Annotated in this window: 19 protein-coding genes and 1 pseudogene; 11 read left to right on the forward strand and 9 right to left on the reverse strand. The window is 62.8% G+C overall.

Features of this window, described 5'->3' with window-relative positions; all coding sequences use genetic code 11:
- Positions 1 to 14 precede the first annotated feature (14 nt).
- The gene (locus NMG46_RS16795) at positions 15 to 161 is read left to right on the forward strand and encodes a hypothetical protein (protein WP_023716676.1); all 147 of its coding nucleotides are present in this window, start codon (positions 15 to 17) and stop codon (positions 159 to 161) included.
- 47 nt (positions 162 to 208) lie between these two features.
- Here the strand turns inward: NMG46_RS16795 and NMG46_RS16800 are convergent, their stop codons facing one another.
- The 6 genes from NMG46_RS16800 to NMG46_RS16825 form a co-directional block, all read right to left on the reverse strand.
- A complete protein-coding gene (locus NMG46_RS16800) occupies positions 209 to 1,045 on the reverse strand; it encodes a GNAT family N-acetyltransferase (protein ID WP_254818760.1) in 837 nt (278 codons plus the stop codon).
- 6 nt (positions 1,046 to 1,051) lie between these two features.
- Positions 1,052 to 1,792 carry an aspartate/glutamate racemase family protein gene (locus NMG46_RS16805; protein ID WP_254818761.1) on the reverse strand — a complete coding sequence of 247 codons (741 nt, stop codon included), beginning with the start codon at positions 1,790 to 1,792 and terminating at the stop codon, positions 1,052 to 1,054.
- Positions 1,793 to 1,794: 2 nt separating this feature from the next.
- The gene (locus tag NMG46_RS16810) at positions 1,795 to 2,613 is read right to left on the reverse strand and encodes an ABC transporter permease (RefSeq protein WP_254818762.1); all 819 of its coding nucleotides are present in this window, start codon (positions 2,611 to 2,613) and stop codon (positions 1,795 to 1,797) included.
- Between the two features lie 4 nt (positions 2,614 to 2,617).
- The gene (locus NMG46_RS16815) at positions 2,618 to 3,526 is read right to left on the reverse strand and encodes an ABC transporter permease (RefSeq protein ID WP_254818763.1); all 909 of its coding nucleotides are present in this window, start codon (positions 3,524 to 3,526) and stop codon (positions 2,618 to 2,620) included.
- A gap of 254 nt (positions 3,527 to 3,780) precedes the next feature.
- Positions 3,781 to 5,070 (reverse strand): PotD/PotF family extracellular solute-binding protein, encoded by a 1,290-nt coding sequence (locus NMG46_RS16820; protein WP_254818764.1) that lies wholly within the window; start codon positions 5,068 to 5,070, stop codon positions 3,781 to 3,783.
- A gap of 36 nt (positions 5,071 to 5,106) precedes the next feature.
- Positions 5,107 to 6,195 carry an ABC transporter ATP-binding protein gene (locus NMG46_RS16825; protein WP_254818765.1) on the reverse strand — a complete coding sequence of 363 codons (1,089 nt, stop codon included), beginning with the start codon at positions 6,193 to 6,195 and terminating at the stop codon, positions 5,107 to 5,109.
- A 258-nt stretch (positions 6,196 to 6,453) separates the two neighbouring features.
- Here NMG46_RS16825 and NMG46_RS16830 point away from each other — a divergent pair, with 258 nt between their 5' ends.
- Complete coding sequence (locus NMG46_RS16830; protein WP_254818766.1) at positions 6,454 to 7,167, forward strand: GntR family transcriptional regulator; 714 nt, start codon at positions 6,454 to 6,456, stop codon at positions 7,165 to 7,167.
- A gap of 7 nt (positions 7,168 to 7,174) precedes the next feature.
- On the opposite strand, the gene NMG46_RS16835 is transcribed toward NMG46_RS16830, so the two are convergent.
- Complete coding sequence (locus tag NMG46_RS16835) at positions 7,175 to 8,272, reverse strand: lactonase family protein (RefSeq protein WP_254818767.1); 1,098 nt, start codon at positions 8,270 to 8,272, stop codon at positions 7,175 to 7,177.
- Between the two features lie 190 nt (positions 8,273 to 8,462).
- Here NMG46_RS16835 and NMG46_RS16840 point away from each other — a divergent pair, with 190 nt between their 5' ends.
- The 4 genes from NMG46_RS16840 to NMG46_RS16855 are packed head-to-tail and all read left to right on the forward strand — an operon-like array spanning position 8,463 to position 11,511.
- Positions 8,463 to 9,014, forward strand: a complete 552-nt coding sequence (locus tag NMG46_RS16840) for a MaoC family dehydratase (protein ID WP_254818768.1) — start codon at positions 8,463 to 8,465, stop codon at positions 9,012 to 9,014.
- A gap of 3 nt (positions 9,015 to 9,017) precedes the next feature.
- A complete protein-coding gene (locus NMG46_RS16845; RefSeq protein ID WP_254818769.1) occupies positions 9,018 to 10,178 on the forward strand; it encodes a CaiB/BaiF CoA-transferase family protein in 1,161 nt (386 codons plus the stop codon).
- Positions 10,179 to 10,198: 20 nt separating this feature from the next.
- On the forward strand, positions 10,199 to 11,338 hold the full coding sequence (locus tag NMG46_RS16850) for an ABC transporter substrate-binding protein (protein ID WP_254818906.1): 1,140 nt from the start codon (positions 10,199 to 10,201) through the stop codon (positions 11,336 to 11,338).
- 23 nt (positions 11,339 to 11,361) lie between these two features.
- Positions 11,362 to 11,511: a hypothetical protein gene (locus tag NMG46_RS16855; RefSeq protein WP_254818770.1), complete on the forward strand. Its 150-nt coding sequence runs from the start codon at positions 11,362 to 11,364 to the stop codon at positions 11,509 to 11,511.
- A 51-nt stretch (positions 11,512 to 11,562) separates the two neighbouring features.
- On the opposite strand, the gene NMG46_RS16860 is transcribed toward NMG46_RS16855, so the two are convergent.
- Entirely contained in the window at positions 11,563 to 12,399 is an 837-nt protein-coding gene (locus NMG46_RS16860; RefSeq protein WP_254818771.1) for an amidohydrolase, read from the reverse strand.
- A gap of 67 nt (positions 12,400 to 12,466) precedes the next feature.
- Entirely contained in the window at positions 12,467 to 13,255 is a 789-nt protein-coding gene (locus NMG46_RS16865) for an IclR family transcriptional regulator (protein ID WP_254818772.1), read from the reverse strand.
- A 157-nt stretch (positions 13,256 to 13,412) separates the two neighbouring features.
- Here NMG46_RS16865 and NMG46_RS16870 point away from each other — a divergent pair.
- The 5 genes and pseudogenes from NMG46_RS16870 to NMG46_RS16890 all read left to right on the forward strand — a co-directional run bounded on the left by NMG46_RS16870 (position 13,413) and on the right by NMG46_RS16890 (position 18,855).
- A pseudogene (locus NMG46_RS16870) lies at positions 13,413 to 14,731 on the forward strand (sugar ABC transporter substrate-binding protein).
- Positions 14,732 to 14,873: 142 nt separating this feature from the next.
- A complete protein-coding gene (locus NMG46_RS16875; RefSeq protein WP_254818773.1) occupies positions 14,874 to 15,770 on the forward strand; it encodes a carbohydrate ABC transporter permease in 897 nt (298 codons plus the stop codon).
- A 2-nt stretch (positions 15,771 to 15,772) separates the two neighbouring features.
- A complete protein-coding gene (locus tag NMG46_RS16880) occupies positions 15,773 to 16,639 on the forward strand; it encodes a carbohydrate ABC transporter permease (RefSeq protein ID WP_254818774.1) in 867 nt (288 codons plus the stop codon).
- A gap of 1 nt (position 16,640) precedes the next feature.
- Positions 16,641 to 17,738, forward strand: coding sequence for an ABC transporter ATP-binding protein (locus NMG46_RS16885; protein WP_254818775.1), 1,098 nt, complete (start codon positions 16,641 to 16,643; stop codon positions 17,736 to 17,738).
- 4 nt (positions 17,739 to 17,742) lie between these two features.
- Positions 17,743 to 18,855 carry a mandelate racemase/muconate lactonizing enzyme family protein gene (locus NMG46_RS16890; protein ID WP_254818776.1) on the forward strand — a complete coding sequence of 371 codons (1,113 nt, stop codon included), beginning with the start codon at positions 17,743 to 17,745 and terminating at the stop codon, positions 18,853 to 18,855.

An 18,855-nucleotide genomic window follows, 5' to 3' on the forward strand; every position in this document is an offset into this window, starting at 1 on the left:
GTTAACGACAGCGGATGAAGCAGAACTATCTTTATCTCATCATCGGCGCTTTGGTCGTCGCAGTCATTGCCTTGGGCATTTACGTCTATCGCGAGGAGACCAAGCCGAAAGGCGTGGAACTTCGTATCGACGATTCCGGCATTTCAGTTCAGGAAAAGTAGACATTTCTGCTCCCCGACTTGCGCGCTAGAAGCCGACTTGCACCGTCTCAACCAAGCTCCAAGGTCGTTATCGCATAGACACCCGACTGCGTGAGCTGCGGCGCGCTTCCCTTGTACATTCGGGCAGTCTCGAAACCCGGTTGAAGACCTGCGGATGACAGCAAATCTGCCAATTGCCCGCTGGTTTCGGGAACGTCGAGATGGACGTTTCCGGGACCGCACATCTGCGCAAGCGTGGCGAAGAGACGGCTTGCCGCGTCCAGGCTGTCGGCAAAGAGCGGGCCGATCTTGCAGCCGTCCCGGCATTGGCGCGCGACGCCGTATCCCGCAATGGCGCCGTGCTTGAGGATCGCAAGCGCCATATGCGGCGGGCGCAGCCAGTGTTCCAGGAACGATCGCCTCGGGCCGGGAAAGAAGCGGCGGTCATAGTCCAATATGTCCGGCACGAAGTCCGGCCCTATTGTGCAAATGTCACTGCCGACCGCTGCCGGGACATTCGGCAATCCGACGAACCGGATCGTCCGGTAGGCCGGTGCAAAACCCATGCTGCGGTAGTTGGCCTGCTGTTCGACAACGCCGTCGAGGCCGATCGTGCGGTTGCCGAGCCGCGCCATGCCGGCATCCCAAACGGCTTTGCCATGACCTTGGCCACGCCTGTCCGGCCGGCAGATGTAGAGGCCGATGAAGCCGAAATCCTCGCCATAGGCAACGGCCGAAATGCCGGCCACCATCTCGCCTTCGACAAAGGCGCCGATGAAGCCCTGCGGGTCCGCTGCCTGGAACAGCGCGGCGTCGCCGAGGCCGGGATTCCAGCCTTCCTGCGCCGCCCAGTCGACAAGGGTTTCCACCTCTTCAAGTGCGAGTGTTCGGATCGTTCTGAGCATTTGCGATCACTCGGCGGCACCAGGCGCGAAGGACTTCAACGCGCCATGATAGGGCTTTGCCAATGGGCTTGCATAGGCGCCGCGCTTGGATGTCGTCAGGCCAAGCGCGATCAAGGCCTCGGCCTGCTTGACCGCGGCACTGACGCCGTCGATGACCGGAAGGCCGAATTCCCGCTGCAGCGCCGCCGCCAGATCGGCCATGCCGGCACAGCCGAGCACGATCGCCTCTGCGCGATCCTCGTCGATGGCGCGCGCAATCTCGTTGCGCAGTTTGAGCAGTGCGCCGGACGCTGGATCTTCGAGGGCAAGGACCGGAATGTCGGCAGCGCGCACGCGTGCCCGCCGCGCCATGCCATAGCGCTGCACCAGGCCTTCGACCGGCACGCGCGAACGCCCGGTGGTGGTGACGACGGTGAAGCGCTGGGCGATGAACGAGGCCGTGCTGAGCGATGCCTCGCAGATGCCGATGACCGGAATATTGGCCATGGCGCGCGCGGCATCGAGGCCGGTGTCGTCGAAACAGGCGACGATCGCGGCCTGTGCGCCCAAGCGCTCACCGGTGGCGATCTCGGCCAGCAGGCCGGGAACGGCAAGCGCTTCATCGTAATAGCCTTCGATCGACACCGGGCCCATCGTAGAGGTAACGGCAACAATCTTCGTCGATTGAGCAGCGACCGATCGGGCGGCGACCGCGATAGTCTCGGTCATGCTGGCGGTGGTGTTCGGATTGACGACGAGGATCTGCACTGTCAGGCACGCTCGCGGCGGCGGCCGACATAGACGATCGCGCCGAGCGTCAGCAAGATCACCAGGAAGGAAAACACGGTCGTCACGGTGCCCAGCGCATACAGCACCGGCGTCGTGACATTCGTCGTCATGCCATAGATTTCGAGCGGCAGCGTGTTGAAGGTGCCCGACGTCATCAGCGTGCGAGCGAACTCGTCATAGGAGAGGGTAAAACCAAACAGGCCGACGCCGATCAGGCTGGGTGCGATCATCGGCAGGACGACATGCGCGAAGGTTTGCCACGACGATGCTCCGAGATCGCGCGCGGCTTCCTCGTAGGCCGGCGAGAACCGGTTGAAGACAGCAAACATAATCAGCACGCCGAAAGGCAAGGTCCAGGTCAGATGGGCGCCGAAAGCGGACGTGTACCAGGCGGGGCGGAAGCTGATCTGCTGGAAGACGACGCCAATGCCGAGACTGATGATGATCGAGGGCACGACCAGGCTGGCGACGGCCAGATAGAACAGTGCGGTTGCGCCGCGAAATTTCTGCCGGAAGGCAAGGCCGGCGAGCAGCGACACGGCGACCGTGACGACCATCACCATCAGGCCAAGGACGAGCGAGCGCTTGAAGCTGCCGCCGAAGTCGCCGACCGCCTGGCGCTCGAACAGGTTGGCAAACCAGTGCAGCGAGACGCCGTTCAGCGGAAATGTCAGACCGCCGTTCTCGCCCTGGAAGGAAAGGATCAGGATCGCCGAAAGCGGGCCGTAGAGGAACAGCACGAAAACCGCGAAGAACGCCGCCAGCACGTAGAATTCGAAGCTGCGCTTGTCGTGTCTCAAAGTCTCACAGCTCCTTGCGAATGTCGACGATGCGCAGGATGCCCGCGACCATCAGCAGGACCAGCACCAGCAGCACGACCGCGTTGGCAGCGGCCGCCGGATACTGCAGCAGCGACATCTGGTTCTTCATCATCAGCGCGACGGAGGCGCTCTGGCCGCCGGACATCACCTGCACCGTCGAAAAGTCGGCCATCACCAGCGTCACGACGAAGATGGTGCCGATCGCCGTGCCGGGCTTGGCGAGTGGAATGACGACGTTCCACAACACCTGCCAGCCGGAAGCGCCGGCGTCGCGCGCGGCCTCGATCAGCGACTTGTCGATGCGCATCAGCGTGTTGAAGATCGGCGTCACCATGAACAGCGTGTAGAGATGCACCATGGCCAGCACCACGGCGAATTCGGAATAGAGCAGCCACTCGATCGGCTTCGGGATCAGCCCGATTTGCACCAGCGTCGAGTTGACCAGGCCGTTGCGGCCAAGCACCGGAATCCACGAGATCATGCGGATGATGTTGGAGGTCAGGAACGGCACCGTGCAGACAAGGAACAGCACCATCTGCATGGCTGTGGTTCTGATATGGAAGGCGAGGAAATAGGCGACCCAGAAACCGATGAACAGCGTCAGCGCCCAGACGATGGCGGCGTATTTCAGCGTATTTAGATAGGTCTTCCAGGTAACCCACGAGCCGAGCGTGTCGGCGTAGTTGGTGGTCAGGAAATCCGGGTACATCGCCGCGAAATCGTAGTCCCAGAATGAGACCACGGCGATCATCAGGATCGGCAGCAGGAGGAACGCGCCGAGGATCAGCGCCAGCGGTGCCGCCTGGAGATAGGGTGCGACGCCGGCAAAGGAGCGCCTACGTCTGGCAGGCTTTGTGGCAATGGTTGCGGGCTGATCGAGTGCCACTGTCATCTGGAACAGCCCTGGGGTGTCGCAAAGGGCCGATAGTCCGGCACGCCGTGATCCTTCCCACCCCCCTCTGTCCTGCCGGACATCTCCCCCGCAAGGGGGGAGATCGGCAATTTGGCTGCTAGCTCTCCTCTTGAAGCATTGGAGATTGGCGAAATCAGAGATGACGGCGCAATCTTCCCCCTCTCGGGGGAGATGTCCGGCAGGACAGAGGGGGGTGGGAAGGAATGAGGCATCTCAGCTATTGCCGCCTTGCATCAAGCAGCGATGAACTCGTTCCAGCGCTTCACCATGTAGCGGTCCTCGTCCATGACCGAGTTCCAGCAGGCGACCTTGCCCATGCGCTCTTCGAACGAGCCGCCGTCACGCACGGCGCCTGCCTTTTCCATGACCTTGCCGTCCGGCGACAGGATATCGCCCTTTGCCGGCTTGCCTTCGATCCAGTAGCCCCACTCGTCCTCGGACATGAACTTCTTGGCCGACACCATGTTGGCCGAGTAGTAGCCCTGGCGATTGAGATAGCCGCCCACCCAGCCTGACGTGTACCAGTTGATGTATTCATAGGCGGCGTCGAGTTTGGCGCCGGAGAGATGGGCTGCCAGGCCAAGCCCGCCACCCCAGGAGCGGTAGCCTTCCTTGAGCGGCTGGAAGCGGCACGCGATGCCCTTGGAGCGGACTGCGGCCACGGCCGGCGACCACATAGACTGGATTACCACTTCGCCTGAAGCCATCAGGTTGACGCTTTCGTCGAAGGATTTCCAGAAGGCGCGGAACTGGCCGGCTTGCTTGGCTTTGATCAGGAAGTCGATCGTCTTATCGATCTCCTCTTTGGTCATGTTGCCCTTGTCGGCGTATTTGATGTTGCCCGTTGCCTCCATGATCATCGCCGCATCCATGATGCCGATCGATGGGATGTTGAGGATGGCGGTCTTGCCCTTGAAGGCCGGATCCATGATGTCGGCCCAGGTGGTGATATCGCGGCCGACGAGGTCGGGGCGGATGCCGAGCGTATCGGCATTGTAGATCGTCGGCACCATGGTGAACCAATTGGTCGGCGCCTTGGCGAAAACCTTGCTGTCCTGCGCCTCGACGTAACCGACGGTATGCGGCGCGGTGCCCTGGGCAATGACGCTGTCGGGCGTCAGCTTGCCGGTTTTGAACAGCGGCACCAGCTCGTCGTAATATTTCAGCTTGCTGACATCCATCGGCTGCAGGACGCCTGTCGGGAACACCTTCTTGCAGATCCAGTATTCGATGTCGGCAATGTCGTAGCTGTCGGGCTGCGTCACGGCGCGCTGCGCGGCGGCGTCGGAATCGGTTGCCGTCATCTCCAGGGTGATGCCGAGATCAGCTTTGCACTTGTCGGCGATGGCGTTGAGATTGGACACGCCGGTACCGAACTGGCGCAGCGTGATGTTCGATTGCGCCCAGATGGTCGGAAAGCCTGATATGGCGCCGGAACCGGCGGCGAAACCGACGGCGGCGGCGCCTGTCTTGAGCAGCGAACGTCGCGATATTCCAGTCTTCTTGTCGGTGGTTTTGGTCATGTTCAGTTCCCCTGTTTTGGTTGGTTATGCTGGGTTTCAGGAATCGAGACGGCCAAGGACGATCGCGTCCTCGGCGTCCCAGGCAATCGGCACGGCGTCGCCGACGGCAACCGGCCTGGCGAAGAAGCTGGTGTCGTCGACGATCACCGTGAAATCGTCGATGCCGGCGCCATTGACCGAGAGCTTCACGGTCGAACCGCGGTACTCGACATTTGAAACGATGCCGGTGAAACCGAGCCCGGCTGCCGGCGGCTGGCCGATGCGCACGTGGTCGGTGCGAATGGCGATGTCGATGGGTTCCCCGGTCTCCCTGCCCTGCCCGCTGGCGGCGAGCGCAACGCCGCCGGGCACGTCGAAAACGACCATGCCATCGCGACTACCGGCGACGCGGCCGGAGATGACATTGTGGTCGCCCATGAAACGAGCGACGAAGGCGGTGGCCGGCCGCTCGAACACCGTGCGCGGGTGCGCCGCCTGCTCGATTCGGCCGTCGTTCATCACCACGATCAGGTCGGCCAGCGCCATCGCCTCTTCCTGGCTGTGGGTGACGTGGACGAAAGTGATGCCGAGCGATGTCTGCAGCTTCTTCAGTTCGGCCCGCATGCGTATTTTCAGGAACGGATCGAGCGCCGAAAGCGGTTCGTCGAGCAACAGCGCCTCGGGATCGGTGATCAATGCGCGGGCGAGAGCAACGCGCTGTTGCTGGCCGCCGGAAAGCTGCGCCGGACGACGGCTGGCATAGGCCTCCATCTGCATCAGCTTCAGCATGTCGAGTGCCTTGGCGCGGCGCTCCTCCTTGCCGACGCCCTTCATCTTCAGGCTGAAGGCGACATTGTCGATCAGGTCGAGATGCGGAAACAGCGCGTAGGACTGGAACATCATGGCGGTGCCGCGCCTGGCCGGCGGCAGGTCGGTAACCACTGTGTTGCCGAGACGCACGTCGCCGCTCGATATGCTCTCGTGCCCGGCGATCATGCGCAGCGTCGAGGTCTTGCCACAGCCGGACGGACCGAGCAGGCAGCAATAGGTTCCCGCCGGGATTTTCAGGCTGATGCCTTTGACGGCAGTCGTCGCGCCATAGACTTTCGAAACGGACACAATGTCGATTTCGGCGGCTTTGGACATCCAGCTTCCCCTTTGGTCGGATTAGCCAAAGCATCATGCGTGCCAGTTGCGCACCGCCGCACCAACCGACTGAATCCTCGAAGAAATCAGGGGCGCCTCAATATGGCTGCCGATACGGCATCCTTGTGCAATGCACAAATTATAGGCGATTGCCACCGATCCTCGCAAAAATCGTATGCAATATTTTTCGTTCCTGTATTCACTTTGTCTCTCGTCCAAGCGATGCGATTCAGGATAGAAGAAGGCAGGACCACTGCCATGAACATTGCCGACCAGACTATCCCTGCTATCGAGGCCGCCAACGAGGATCGCGCGCAGGCGATCCGCGACCAGTTGCGCGACGCGATCGTCGATCGCCGGCTGGCGCCGGGAACCAAGCTTTCCGAAGGCGAAGTCGGCACGCTGTTCGATGTCAGCCGCACCGTGGCGCGCGCCGCACTGCAGATGCTCTCCTTCGAGGGATTGGTGCGCACCGAGCGCAATCGCGGCGCCTTCGTTGCCAATCCGTCGCCGGAGGAAGCGCGGCAAGTCTTTGCTTCGCGCCGGCTCATCGAACCCGGCATCGCGATTGCCGCCGCCGGGCGGATGACGCCGGCGCATGTCGCCGCGTTCAAGGCCCAGCTCGACGAAGAAGGCCGTTTCATCGCCGAACGCGGACCGAACGCAAGGCGATCGGAGATCAAGGCGTCGGGGGATTTTCACCTGCTTCTGGCGTCGGTCGCGGGAAACGTCATCCTGCAGCGCTTCATGGAGGAATTGGTCGCTCGTTCATCGCTGGTGATCGCACTCTATGGCCGCTCGGGTATCTCGAGCTGCGGCCACAACGAACACACGCAGATCCTCGAAGCGCTGGAAAATGGCAATGCCGAACGCGGCAGCGCCCTGATGCTGCACCACATCGACCATATCGAGGCCGACCTCGATTTGCGCGTCAGGAGCGGCCCGGCACTCAGGCAGGCGCTCGAGTTCTGAGGTCACTTCAACGCACGATCCTCACGCACATCGGCGTGCCAATGTCGATGGATCGGCCGGTGTCGGTCAGCCGGCCGGTTGCGGCATCACGGGCGAAAATCGAGATGCGGTCGGCATTCTGGTTGGCCGAGAACAGATGGCCGCCCGAAGGCGTCAGGGCCAGATTGCGCGGCGTGGCGCCCCCGCAAGGCGTATAGCCCACAAGGGCAAGCCTGCCGTTTTGCTGGTCGACCGAAAACACGGCGATGCTATCATGGCCGCGGTTGGAGCCATAGAGGAAGCGGCCGTCGGGCGAGATCTGGATGTCGGCGCAGTGATTGCCGTCGCGTGCCTCGGGCGGCACCGCCGGCTTACTGTCGATCACCGCAAGCTTGCCTGATCCGTCTTCCAGCGCGAGCGAGACGACCGTCGAATCCAGCTCGTTCATGACGAACACGAAGCGGCCGCCCGGATGCAGCGCGAGATGGCGCGGACCAGCCCCCGGCGCAAGCGCCGATTCGGCGAGCTTCGTCAGACTGCCGTCTGAGCCGATGCGATAGGACACCAGCTGGTCGATGCCGAGGTCGGCGACGATCGCCATGCCGCCGGCAACCGTCTCGGTTACGCTATGGGCGTGCGGCCGCTCCTGGCGTGCGGGGTCTGGTCCGGTCCCGCTATGGGCGACGCTCGACAACGGTGCGGTCAGGCCGCCATCCTCGCGCAGCCCCAAGACCACGACCGAGCGATCGGGGTCGCCCTCGCCCATGCCGTAATTGGCGACCAGCAGCTTGGTCCCGTCGCGCGTGATGGTGTTATGCGCCGTGATGCTGCCCAGCGTCGGCTGCTTGTTGATGTAGGACAGCGTGGCGGTCTGCCTGTCGAAACGGTAGGCCGAGACAACCCCTTCGCGCCAGGTGAACACTTCGGAATTGGCGTAGACGTGGGAGCCGTCCGGCGTCACCGACAGGAAGGTCGGATTGTCGATGTCTTCCGTCTCGGCCAGTTTCTTTGTCTCCAGCGTCCCCTCGTCGAAACTGTAGACGCCGAGCCCAACGCCGCGCGCGCCCTGAAAATATGGGGCGTCGCGATTGAGGCTGCCGACGAAAACCAGACAGGCATTCTGCATCACTTCCTCCCATGTTCCGCCGGCATTGGCTGCGGCGGAGCCGCCAAAATTTCACCGAGACTCGCTTGCATCACAACCCCATATGTGAAAATACTATTCACAAAAGAAGATTGACGGGAGGATCGATCATGCATTTCGCTGGTCTGCGGCGCGCCCTGATGGACGATTCCCGCTCCCAGAGGAAGTCGTCATGAGCGGTTTCGCGCCAACCGTGGGCGTGGCATCGACACACCCCGCCAACATGCCCAGGGATCACGCCGACCTTCCCGTCTGGAACGCGGAGAACTGGTTCTACGAAGACTGGCCGGTCGGCCAGAAGATCCGCTCGCTGCGCAGGACCATTGCCGAGGGCGACAGCCATCTTTTCAACGCGCTGGTGCTCGATATCCATCCTTACGTGCAGGACCAGATGTTCGCCGAAACAGAAGGCATCTTCGGCAAGCGCCTGGTCGCCGGCGCCTTCGTGTTCTCGGCCGGGCTCGGCCTCGTTGCCACCAATTGCATCAACGCTTTTTCCTATGGCTACGACAAATTGCGCTTCATCAAGCCGGTGTTCATCGGCGACACGATCTATTCGATCCGCTCCAACCTCGACAAGAAACCCAGATACAAGGAAATGGGGCTGATCCGCGCCAGCTATGAAGTCTTCAAAGGTGAAGGAGAGCTTGTGCTTTATTGCGAGCACCTGCAGACGGTGAAGTACCGCAATCCGGCCGATTTCGCCGGCAAGACGGAGAAATAGGCAATGGCTGCCATTGCCGAACTGCCGCTGACCGGGCTCATCGTTGTGGATATGAGCCAGTTCTTGTCCGGCCCCTACTGCTCGCTCAGACTGCTCGACCTCGGCGCTCGCGTCATCAAGATCGAACGGCCGGATGGCGGCGACCTGTCGCGCCGTCTCTATCTCAGCGACACCGAGATCGGCGGCGATTCCACTATTTTCCACGCGATCAACCGTGCCAAGGAAAGCTTTGCCATCGACCTCAAGGACGAGGCCGATCTTGCGGCACTGCGCGGCCTGCTGGCCAGGGCCGACGTGCTGATCCAGAACTTCAGGCCCGGCGTCATCGAACGACTGGGCTTCGATTATGACGCGGTGCGCAAGATCAATCCGCGCCTGGTCTACGCCTCGATCAGCGGCTACGGCGAGGAAGGCCCATGGGTCAAGCGGCCCGGGCAGGATCTGCTGGCGCAAGCCCGCTCCGGCGTCATGTGGCTGAACGGCGACGAGGACCAGGGGCCGGTGCCCTTCGGCCTGGCGATCGCCGACATGCTGGCGGGTTCGGCCGCCGCGCAAGGCATCCTCGCCGCACTGGTGCGGCGCGGTGTGACCGGCAAGGGCAGCCATGTCGAGACCAGCCTGCTCGAAGCGCTGGTCGACTTCCAGTTCGAGGTGCTGACCACGCATCTCAATGACGGGCGCCGGCTGCCGCGGCGGTCGAGCTTCCGCAGCGCACACGCCTATCTGTCGGCGCCCTACGGCGTCTATCCGGCCAAGGACGGCTATCTGGCGATCGCCATGACGCCGATCTCGAAACTCGCCGATCTCCTCGGGCTCGAGGAACTTGCGCCCTACCGCGATCAGCCGTCGACCTGGTTCACTGCCCGCGACGAGATCAAGGCGATCATCGCGCAAAAAATCGCGACGAAAACGGTCGACGAGTGGCTTGCCATCCTCGAGCCTGCCGACATCTGGTGCGCCAAGGTTTTGACCTGGCCGGAAATGATGGCCAGCGAAGGCTTCCAGGTTCTCGACATGCTGCAGACGGTGACGCGCGAGGATGACGTTTCGATCCTTACCACGCGCTCGCCGCTCAGGGTCGACGGCATCCGCGCCAAGGTCGAGCGGGCCGCGCCACGCATCGGCGAGCACAGCGCAAAGATCCGCGCGGAGTTCGGGCTGTGAGCGACGTCACGCTCAAAGGCATGACCTGGAGCCATCCGCGCGGCTATGACCCGATGGTCGCGTGTTCGGCGCTGTGGAAGGAACGGACCGGCGTCGCTATCGAATGGGACAAGCGCTCGCTGCAGGATTTCGAATCCTTCCCGGTCGAGGAACTGGCCCGCGCCTATGATCTGATCGTCATCGACCATCCGCATGTCGGCCAGATCACCGCCGAGAACTGCCTGACGCCGCTCGATGTCGCCGGCCGGGAAGCCGAACGTGCAGCACTTGCGGCGGGCAGCGTCGGCCGGTCCTATCCCAGCTACAACTGGCAGGGCCGGCAGTGGGCGTTTCCAATCGACGCGGCCAGCCAGGTGCAGGCGTGGCGGCCCGACATGCTCTCGGCTGCGCCGGCGAGATGGGCCGATGCGCTCGATCTGGCGCGGCAGGGCCGCGTGTTGTTGCCGCTCAGGCCGCCGCATTCGCTGATGGTGTTCTACACGCTCGCCGGTAATCTCGGCCGGCCCGCCGGTGAAGGCCCGGGCGACCATGTGGATCCTGCAATCGGCAAGCAGGTTTTCGAGATGATGCGCGAGATCGCGGCCCTCGTCGACCCGGCCTGTCTTGGCATGGACCCGATCGCGGTTCTGGAGCAAATGGCCGGATCGGGATCCCGGACCGCCTGTGCGCCGCTGATCTATGGCTATGTCTCCTATGCCATCGCCGGATTCCGGCCCAGCCGCGTTGTTTTCGCCGATAGCCCTGCTGCGGGCAATGTCGGTCCCAAAGGCTCGGCGCTCGGCGGGACCGGCATCGCCGTGTCGGCCTTTTCGAAGGCCAGGCAGGCGGCCATCGACCTCGCTTACTGGATCGCCAGCGGTGACGTGCAGCGCGGCCCTTATGCCTCGGCCGGCGGCCAGCCCGGCCATGCGGCAGCCTGGGCGGATGCCGCCGTCAATGCCGCCAGCGGTAATTTCTACAAGGACACCCGAGCCACGCTCGAAGGTGCCTGGGTCAGGCCGCGGCACGACGGCTACATGGGCTTCCAGCAGGCGGCGTCAGATCGCATCAATCTTGGCCTGAGCGAAAGGCACAATGCCGCTCGCGTCGTTGCCGATCTCAATCGCCTGTTTCGGGAGAGCCTTTCGACGCAACCGCACTTGCATCGCTCACGACCATAGCCTGCGCTCAAGACGTTTCGGGCGTGATCGCTGGATTGCCGACCGAACTGAAGGCGCAATATGACGGCGCGCCGCAGAAGGTTCTGCCGTCGGCCTGGGCGGCACCTGGCCTGGTCATCGTGCTCCTGGTTTCGCTCTACGGTCGCGAGCGGCACATGTCGGCGACCATCTGAGGCCGTCTATTCGTGGCGACGCCAAGTGATTCCACTTGGCTGCAAAATACTCTACAAACTCCACAGCCGCTTGGCGTTGCCGGAGAGCAGCTTTTGCCGTTCATCGTCGCTGGTGCCAGCAAGCAGCGCATGCGTCGCCGCCACCCAGGTCGCAAGCCCGCCGCCGAGCGTGCAGACCGGCCAGTCGCTGCCCCAGACGACGCGTTCCCAGCCGAAGCATTCGATGGTATGCTCGACATAGGAACGCAGCGTTTCGACGGTCCAGGATCCGGCATCCGCATAGGCGACCACACCGGAAATTTTACCGACGACATTCCGGCGCCGCGCGATCTCCGCCATGTGCTCGCGCCAGGGGTGCTCGGCACCGCCCTTGATGTCCGGCACGCCGCAATGGTCGAGCACGAACTGCACATCCGGCGCGAGATCGGCGAGTGCGATCGCCTTGGGGATCTGGTGCGGCAGGACGACGAGGTCGAAGGTCAGGCCGGTGCCGGCAAGCCGCTTGACGTTTTCACGAAACAGTGCGCCTTCCGACAGTTCATCCGGCATGACGTGCAGCACACGCCGAAAGCCCTTGACGAAAGGATCGGCGCGCTGGCGCTCGAGATAGCCGGCAAAGCCCGGCTCTTCCGGACGGCAGGAGGCGATTGCACCGCGTAGCAGGCTGGCCTTGTGCCGCGATAGCGCTTTGACACGGCTGGTCTCGGCCTCGATGTCGGCTGGATCGACGTCGACCTCCATGTGCAATGCGCCCTCTATGCCGGCGCGGCCGGCCTGGACTGCATATTCGTCGTAGGAGAAATCGCGGTTGAGCGCCGGCACGCCGGTCAGCCAGGGATAGCGCAGCGCGGACTGGTCGATCAGGTGCAGATGAGTGTCGAAGATCATGGTGGCGCGCTCCTCCTTGGCGACTTCGCAATCATCTCACGGAGAAATTCTTCATTCAAATAAGAATTCATCGCGATTGCTTGACGCTCAATCCCGCCAGTTGCGACAGCTTTTCGGTCGCTGCCAGCAGCAGCTCAATCGTCCTCGTAATGTCGGGCGCCTTGGGTGCGTTGACCAGGGTTATGTAGGGGATCGACAGCGCGGCGATCGCCCTGCCGTCCGAGCCAAGAACCGGTGTCGACAGGTTGAAGACACCGGCGGTCTGCATCGATGCCATCATCTCGTAGCCGCGTTCCCGGATCTGGTCGAGGCGGGCAAAGAACTCCGGCGATTGCGGCGGCTTGTCGGTGCTGCGCAGATGTTCTGAGATCATCATCTGCCGCTCTTCCGGCGGGCGGAACGCCAGCAGCACATGGCCGGAGCCGGTGTCGAACAGGCTGATATGCGAGCCGACGCGGATGGAGATGCCCCAGTAATCCGGCGCCTCCTGCTGTGCGATCACCACCGCGGAACCGCGGTCGAAGACGACCAGCTGATTTGCCTGCTGTGTAGTTTCGGCCAGTTCGCGCATCAGCGGCGTCGCGTAGGAAGCCAGCCGGCGCACCGGCGCGTGCAGCTGCGCCAGGCCAAACAGCTTGAGCGTCAGCGAGTAACGGTCGCCATCCGGCCGCGTGACATAGCCGCGCCGCACCAACCGATCCAGCATGCGATAGAACTCGTTCGGGCTGCGGTCGAGCTTCTTGGCGATTTCCGCCTGCGTCAGGCCGCCGTCGACGCCGGCCAGCAGCTCGAGGATGTCGAGCCCCTTGTCCAACGCCGGGGCTCGATAGCGGTCGTCTTCCTCGTCCTCTGCCATTGGGCTTCTCCAGTGAATTTCATATTTCATATACGCATAACGGTTGCTTCCGGAAGAACTTTCGGCTTGACGATCCTATAAATATTTTGTTTGTATATGAATGAAGCTGCCGATTGACCTCACTACGCGATCGATGCAGGCTCTTGGGAGGATACCAATGACGAAACTGTTCTGCGGCCTGACAGCCGGCGTAACGCTGCTCGCATTTGGTGCGAGTGCTGCCCTTGCTGCCGACCTGCCCGGCAAATTCGACGGCGTCACCATCGACGCCAAGCTGATCGGCGGCCAGCAATATGAAGGGCTCTACGCGCGCATCGGCGAATGGGAAAAACTGACCGGCGCCAAGGTCAACGTGATCTCGAAGAAAAATCACTTCGAGCTCGACAAGGAAATCAAGTCGGACATCGCCTCCGGCAGCATCAACTGGTGCGTTGGGTCGAACCACTCGTCCTTCGCGCCGCAATATCCTGATATCTACACCGACCTAAACAAGCTGCTGCCGAAGGAGGAGATCGACGCATTCGTGCCGTCGACGATCAAGGCCTCGACGCTCGACGGCAAGCTGGTGATGCTGCCCCGCGCGCAGTTCGACGTGTCGGCGCTCTATTACCAGAAGAGCCTCTACCAGGACGAAGCCAAGAAGGCCGCCTACAAGGCAAAGTACGGCAAGGAGCTGACACCGCCCGACACCTGGGACGAGGTCGCCCAGCAGGCGGAATTCTTCGCCAGCCCGCCCGATTTCTATGGCACCCAGTTCGCCGGCAAGGAAGAGGCGATCAACGGCCGGTTTTACGAGATGCTCATCGCCGACGGCGGCGAATACCTCGACAAGGATGGCAAGCCGGCCTTCAACTCGGAAGCCGGCGTGCACGCACTCGACTGGTTCGTCAATCTCTACAAGGCCAAGGCGGTGCCGGCCGGCACCACCAACTATCTGTGGGACGATCTCGGCCAGGCTTTGCCTCAGGCACCGTCGCCATCAACCTCGACTGGCCAGGCTGGGCAGGCTTCTTCAACGATCCGAAGTCGTCGAAGGTCGCCGGCAATGTCGGGGTGAAGGTGGCGCCGAAGGGATCGGCCGGCATTCGCACCGGCTGGTCGGGGCACCACGGATTTTCGGTCACCGAAAACTGCGCCAGCAAGGAGGCTGCGGCGTCGCTGGTCTGGTTCCTGACCAATGAGGACAGCCAGAAGCTCGAGGCGGCAAGCGGCCCACTGCCGACCCGCACGGCGGTGTGGGACTGGGACATCCAGCAGGCGGCAAGCGATCCCTATAAGAAGGAAGTGCTGGCGGCTTTCCAGGAAGAGGCAAAGCACGCTTTTGCCGTGCCGCAGACAGCTGAATGGATCGAAATCTCCAACGCCGTCTATCCCGAATTGCAGGCCGCCATCCTTGGCGACAAGACCTCCAAGCAGGCGCTGGACGACGCTGCCGCCAAGGCCACCCAGATCCTCGAGGACGCAGGCAAGCTTTGATCATTCAACCAAGGGGGGCGCCGCGCTCATTGAAGAGCGGCGCCCCGAACTTTTTTCGAACCATGCGCAACACGCTGTGTCTTGATCCCAGCTCGCCAATGGCGGCCTTCGGTGTCCGGGCACCAACCAGAACCGGATCGCCATGAAAGGCTGGAGACCTTCGCCGCCATTGTTGCTCCTGCTGCCGGCGGTGATTGTGCTTGCGGCGGTGGTGGTGGTGCCGCTGCTGCTGTCGCTCTATTCCAGCTTCACCCCGTTCCGGCTGACCAGGCCGGAGACGTTCTGGGTCTTCATCGGCGCGCGCAACTACGTCGCCATCCTGACCAGCCGCGCTTTCTGGGTCGCCTTTGCCCGCACCGTGGTCCTGCTGACGGTGGCGCTCAACCTGGAAATGGTGATCGGGCTCGGGCTGGCGCTGCTGGTGGAAAAGGCATCGCGCGGCCAGCGGGTTCTGCGCACCATCATGATGTTTCCGATGATGTTTTCGCCGATCCTGGTCGGCTTCCAGTTCAAATTCATGTTCAACGACAATATCGGCCTGGTGAACAACGCCCTGCAGGGGCTCGGCCTGACCGACCGCGCCATCCCGTGGCTGATCGACGGCAATCTCGCCTTCATCGCCATCCTGACCGCCGAGATCTGGTCGTCGACCTCGGTGTTCGCGATCCTGATCCTTGCCGGGCTGCTGGCGATGCCGCGCGAACCGGTCGAGGCGGCCCGCGTCGACGGCTGCACGCCGTGGCAGACATTCCGCTATGTCACCTGGCCGTTCATCATGCCGTTTGCCTTCATCGCCATGACCATCCGCTCGCTCGACGTCGCGCGCGCCTATGACATCGTCAAGATCATGACCGACGGCGGTCCTGCCGGCCGCACCGAACTGGTCTGGACGCTCGTCGCCCGCACCGCCTATGGCGATGCCCGGATGGGAATGGCCAACGCCATGGCCTATTTCTCGATCCTGCTGTCCATCCTGTTCACCGTCTATTTCTACCGCAAGCTTGCCGCGGCGCGCACGCAGATCGCGGCGGAGTGGTGAGGATGGACCAGAACAGCCTGCATCGCGTCGGCAACAAAGCGCTCGGCATCGTTCACGGCATCGGACTGTTCCTGGCCATGCTGGTCATCTGCCTGCCCGGCATCTGGATCGTGCTGTCGTCGCTCAGGCCGACCGTGGAGATCATGGCCAAGCCGCCGGTGTGGATCCCGCGGGACCTCTCGCTCGACGCCTACATCGCCATGTTCAGCGGCGTCGGCCAGGGCGGCATTCCGGTGCTCGACTATTTCCGCAATTCGCTGATCGTCTCGGTGACCTCGACGGTGATCGCCATCGTTATCGGCATGGCCGGCGGCTATGCCTTTGCGCGCTACCGCTTTCGCGCCAAATCGGCGATGTTCCTTGGCCTGATGCTGACGCGCACGGTGCCTGGCATTGCGCTGTCGCTGCCGCTGTTCTTCGTCTTTGCGCGGCTCGGCATCATCGATACGCATTTCGGGCTGATCCTGGTCTATGTCGCGCTCAACGTGCCGTTCACCGTCTGGCTGATCGACGGCTTTTTCCGCCAGGTGCCGAAAGACCTCGCCGAGGCGGCGCAGATCGACGGCTGCACGCGCTGGCAGGCCTTCTGGCAGGTCGAGTTTCCGTTGGCCGGGCCGGGCATCGCCTCGGCCGGCATCTTTGCCTTCCTCACCTCCTGGAACGAGTTCGCGCTCGCCTCGCAGCTGACGCGCTCGATCAACTCCAAGACCCTGCCGGTCGGCCTGCTCGACTATACGGCCGAATTCACCATCGACTGGCGCGGCATGTGCGCGCTGGCCGTGGTTATGATCATACCGGCGCTCACGCTTACCTTCATCGTCCAGAAACATCTCGTCGGCGGCCTCACTTCCGGCGCGGTGAAAGGCTGACATGGCAACTGTATCGCTCAAGAAACTCACCAAGAGCTATGGTCCGGTGGCGGTCGTGCACGGCATCGACCTCGAGGTCGCCGACCGCGAGTTCATCGCGCTGGTCGGGCCGTCTGGCTGCGGCAAGTCGACAACCCTGCGCATGATCGCCGGTCTCGAGGCGATCAGCGACGGGATCATCGAGATCGGCGGCCGCATGGTCAACGACCTGCCGCCGCGCTCGCGCAACATCTCGATGGTGTTCCAGTCCTACGCGCTCTATCCGCATATGACGGTGCGCGAAAACCTCGGCTTCTCGCTGAAGATAGCCGGCGCCGCGAAAGAAGAAATGGACCGTCGCGTAGCCGAAGCGTCCGGCATTCTCGGCCTCGACCAGTTGCTCGACCGCCGGCCGTCGCAGTTGTCGGGCGGACAGCGCCAGCGCGTCGCCATGGGTCGCGCCATCGTGCGCGATCCCGACGTCTTCCTGTTCGACGAGCCGCTTTCCAATCTCGATGCCAAGCTTCGGACGCAGATGCGCACCGAGATCAAGAAACTGCATGCCAAGGTCCGGTCGACGGTGATCTACGTCACCCACGACCAGGTCGAAGCAATGACATTGGCCGACCGCATCGTCATCATGCGTGACGGGTTCATCGAGCAGGTCGGCACACCCGACGAGGTCTTCCGCCGGCCGCAGACACGCTTCGTCGCCGGCTTCATCGGCTCGCCGCCGATGAATTTGCACGAGGCGGTTGTCGACGACGGACAGCTGCTGTTCGCCAGCGGCGAGAGACTGCCTCTGCCCAGCCAGTTCAAGGCAAATGTCGGAACCGGCGACAAGGTCGTATTCGGCCTCAGGCCCGACGACATCTATCCGACGGGACACGGCATCAGCTCCGGCGAAGATGTCGACGTCCACCAGGTGGAACTGCCGGTGACCGTCACCGAACCGCTTGGCAACGAGACGCTGGTGTTTGCCGAATTCAACGGCAGCGACTGGGTATCGCGGATGCTCAATCCAAAGCCGCTCAAGGCCGGAGACCGGGTCAAGATGAGCCTGGACCTGTCGCAGGCCCATCTGTTTTCTGCCGAAACGGGCAAGACATTGCGAGGTTAAAATCATGGCAAAGATCGAGAAAGTCGAACTGCGCATGGTCGACTTGGTGCCGAAGGTCAAGCGCACCGATGCCATCCAGAGTTTTGTCAGCCAGGAAACACCGATCGTCACCATCACCGACGCCGACGGCGCGGTTGGCACCGGCTACAGCTACACGATCGGCACTGGCGGCTCCTCGGTGATGCGGCTCCTGGCCGACCACCTTGCGCCGCGGCTGATCGGCCGCGACGCCGACATGATCGAGGCGATCTGGCGCGAGCTGGAGTTCGCCACCCATGCCACGACGATCGGCGCGATCACGGCAATCGCGCTGGCGGCCATCGACACTGCGCTTTGGGACCTGCGAGCGAGGAAGCAAAACCTGCCGTTGTGGAAGCTTGCCGGTGGCGCCAAGGACCGCTGCCCGCTCTACACGACCGAAGGCGGCTGGCTGCATATCGAAACCGAGGCACTGGTCGAGGATGCGCTGGCCGCCAAGGCCAAGGGGTTTCGCGGCTCGAAGGTCAAGATCGGCAAGCCGCACGGTTCCGAGGATCTTGCCCGGCTGACGGCGGTGCGCCGGGCGGTTGGAGACTCCTACGAGATCATGACCGACTGCAACCAGGGCTTTTCAGTCGACGAGGCGATCCGCCGGGCCGAGCGCTTGCGTGAACTCGACCTCGCCTGGATCGAGGAACCGCTGCCGGCCGACGACATTGACGGCCATGTGCGGCTGTCGAGTGCCACATCGACGCCGATCGCCATCGGCGAGTCGCTCTATTCGATCCGGCATTTCCGCGAATATATGCAAAAGGGCGCGTGTTCGATCGTGCAGGTCGATGTCGGTCGTATCGGCGGCATCACGCCGTGGCTGAAGGTGGCGCATGCAGCCGAGGCGTTCGACATACCGGTCTGCCCGCATTTCCTGATGGAACTGCATGTCAGCCTGACATGCGCCGTTCAGAACGGCAGATATGTCGAGTATATTCCCCAGCTCGACGAGCTGACCGGCACGAAAATGCGTATCGAGGACGGGTACGCGCTGGCGCCGGACGAGCCCGGCATCGGCCTCGACTGGGACTGGGATGCGATCAAGTCGAAGAGCATAGCGGAATTCACCATGGCGATAGTGAAATAG

The organism is Mesorhizobium sp. LMG 17147 (assembly GCF_024297145.1).
In the GTDB taxonomy this organism is placed as follows: domain Bacteria; phylum Pseudomonadota; class Alphaproteobacteria; order Rhizobiales; family Rhizobiaceae; genus Mesorhizobium.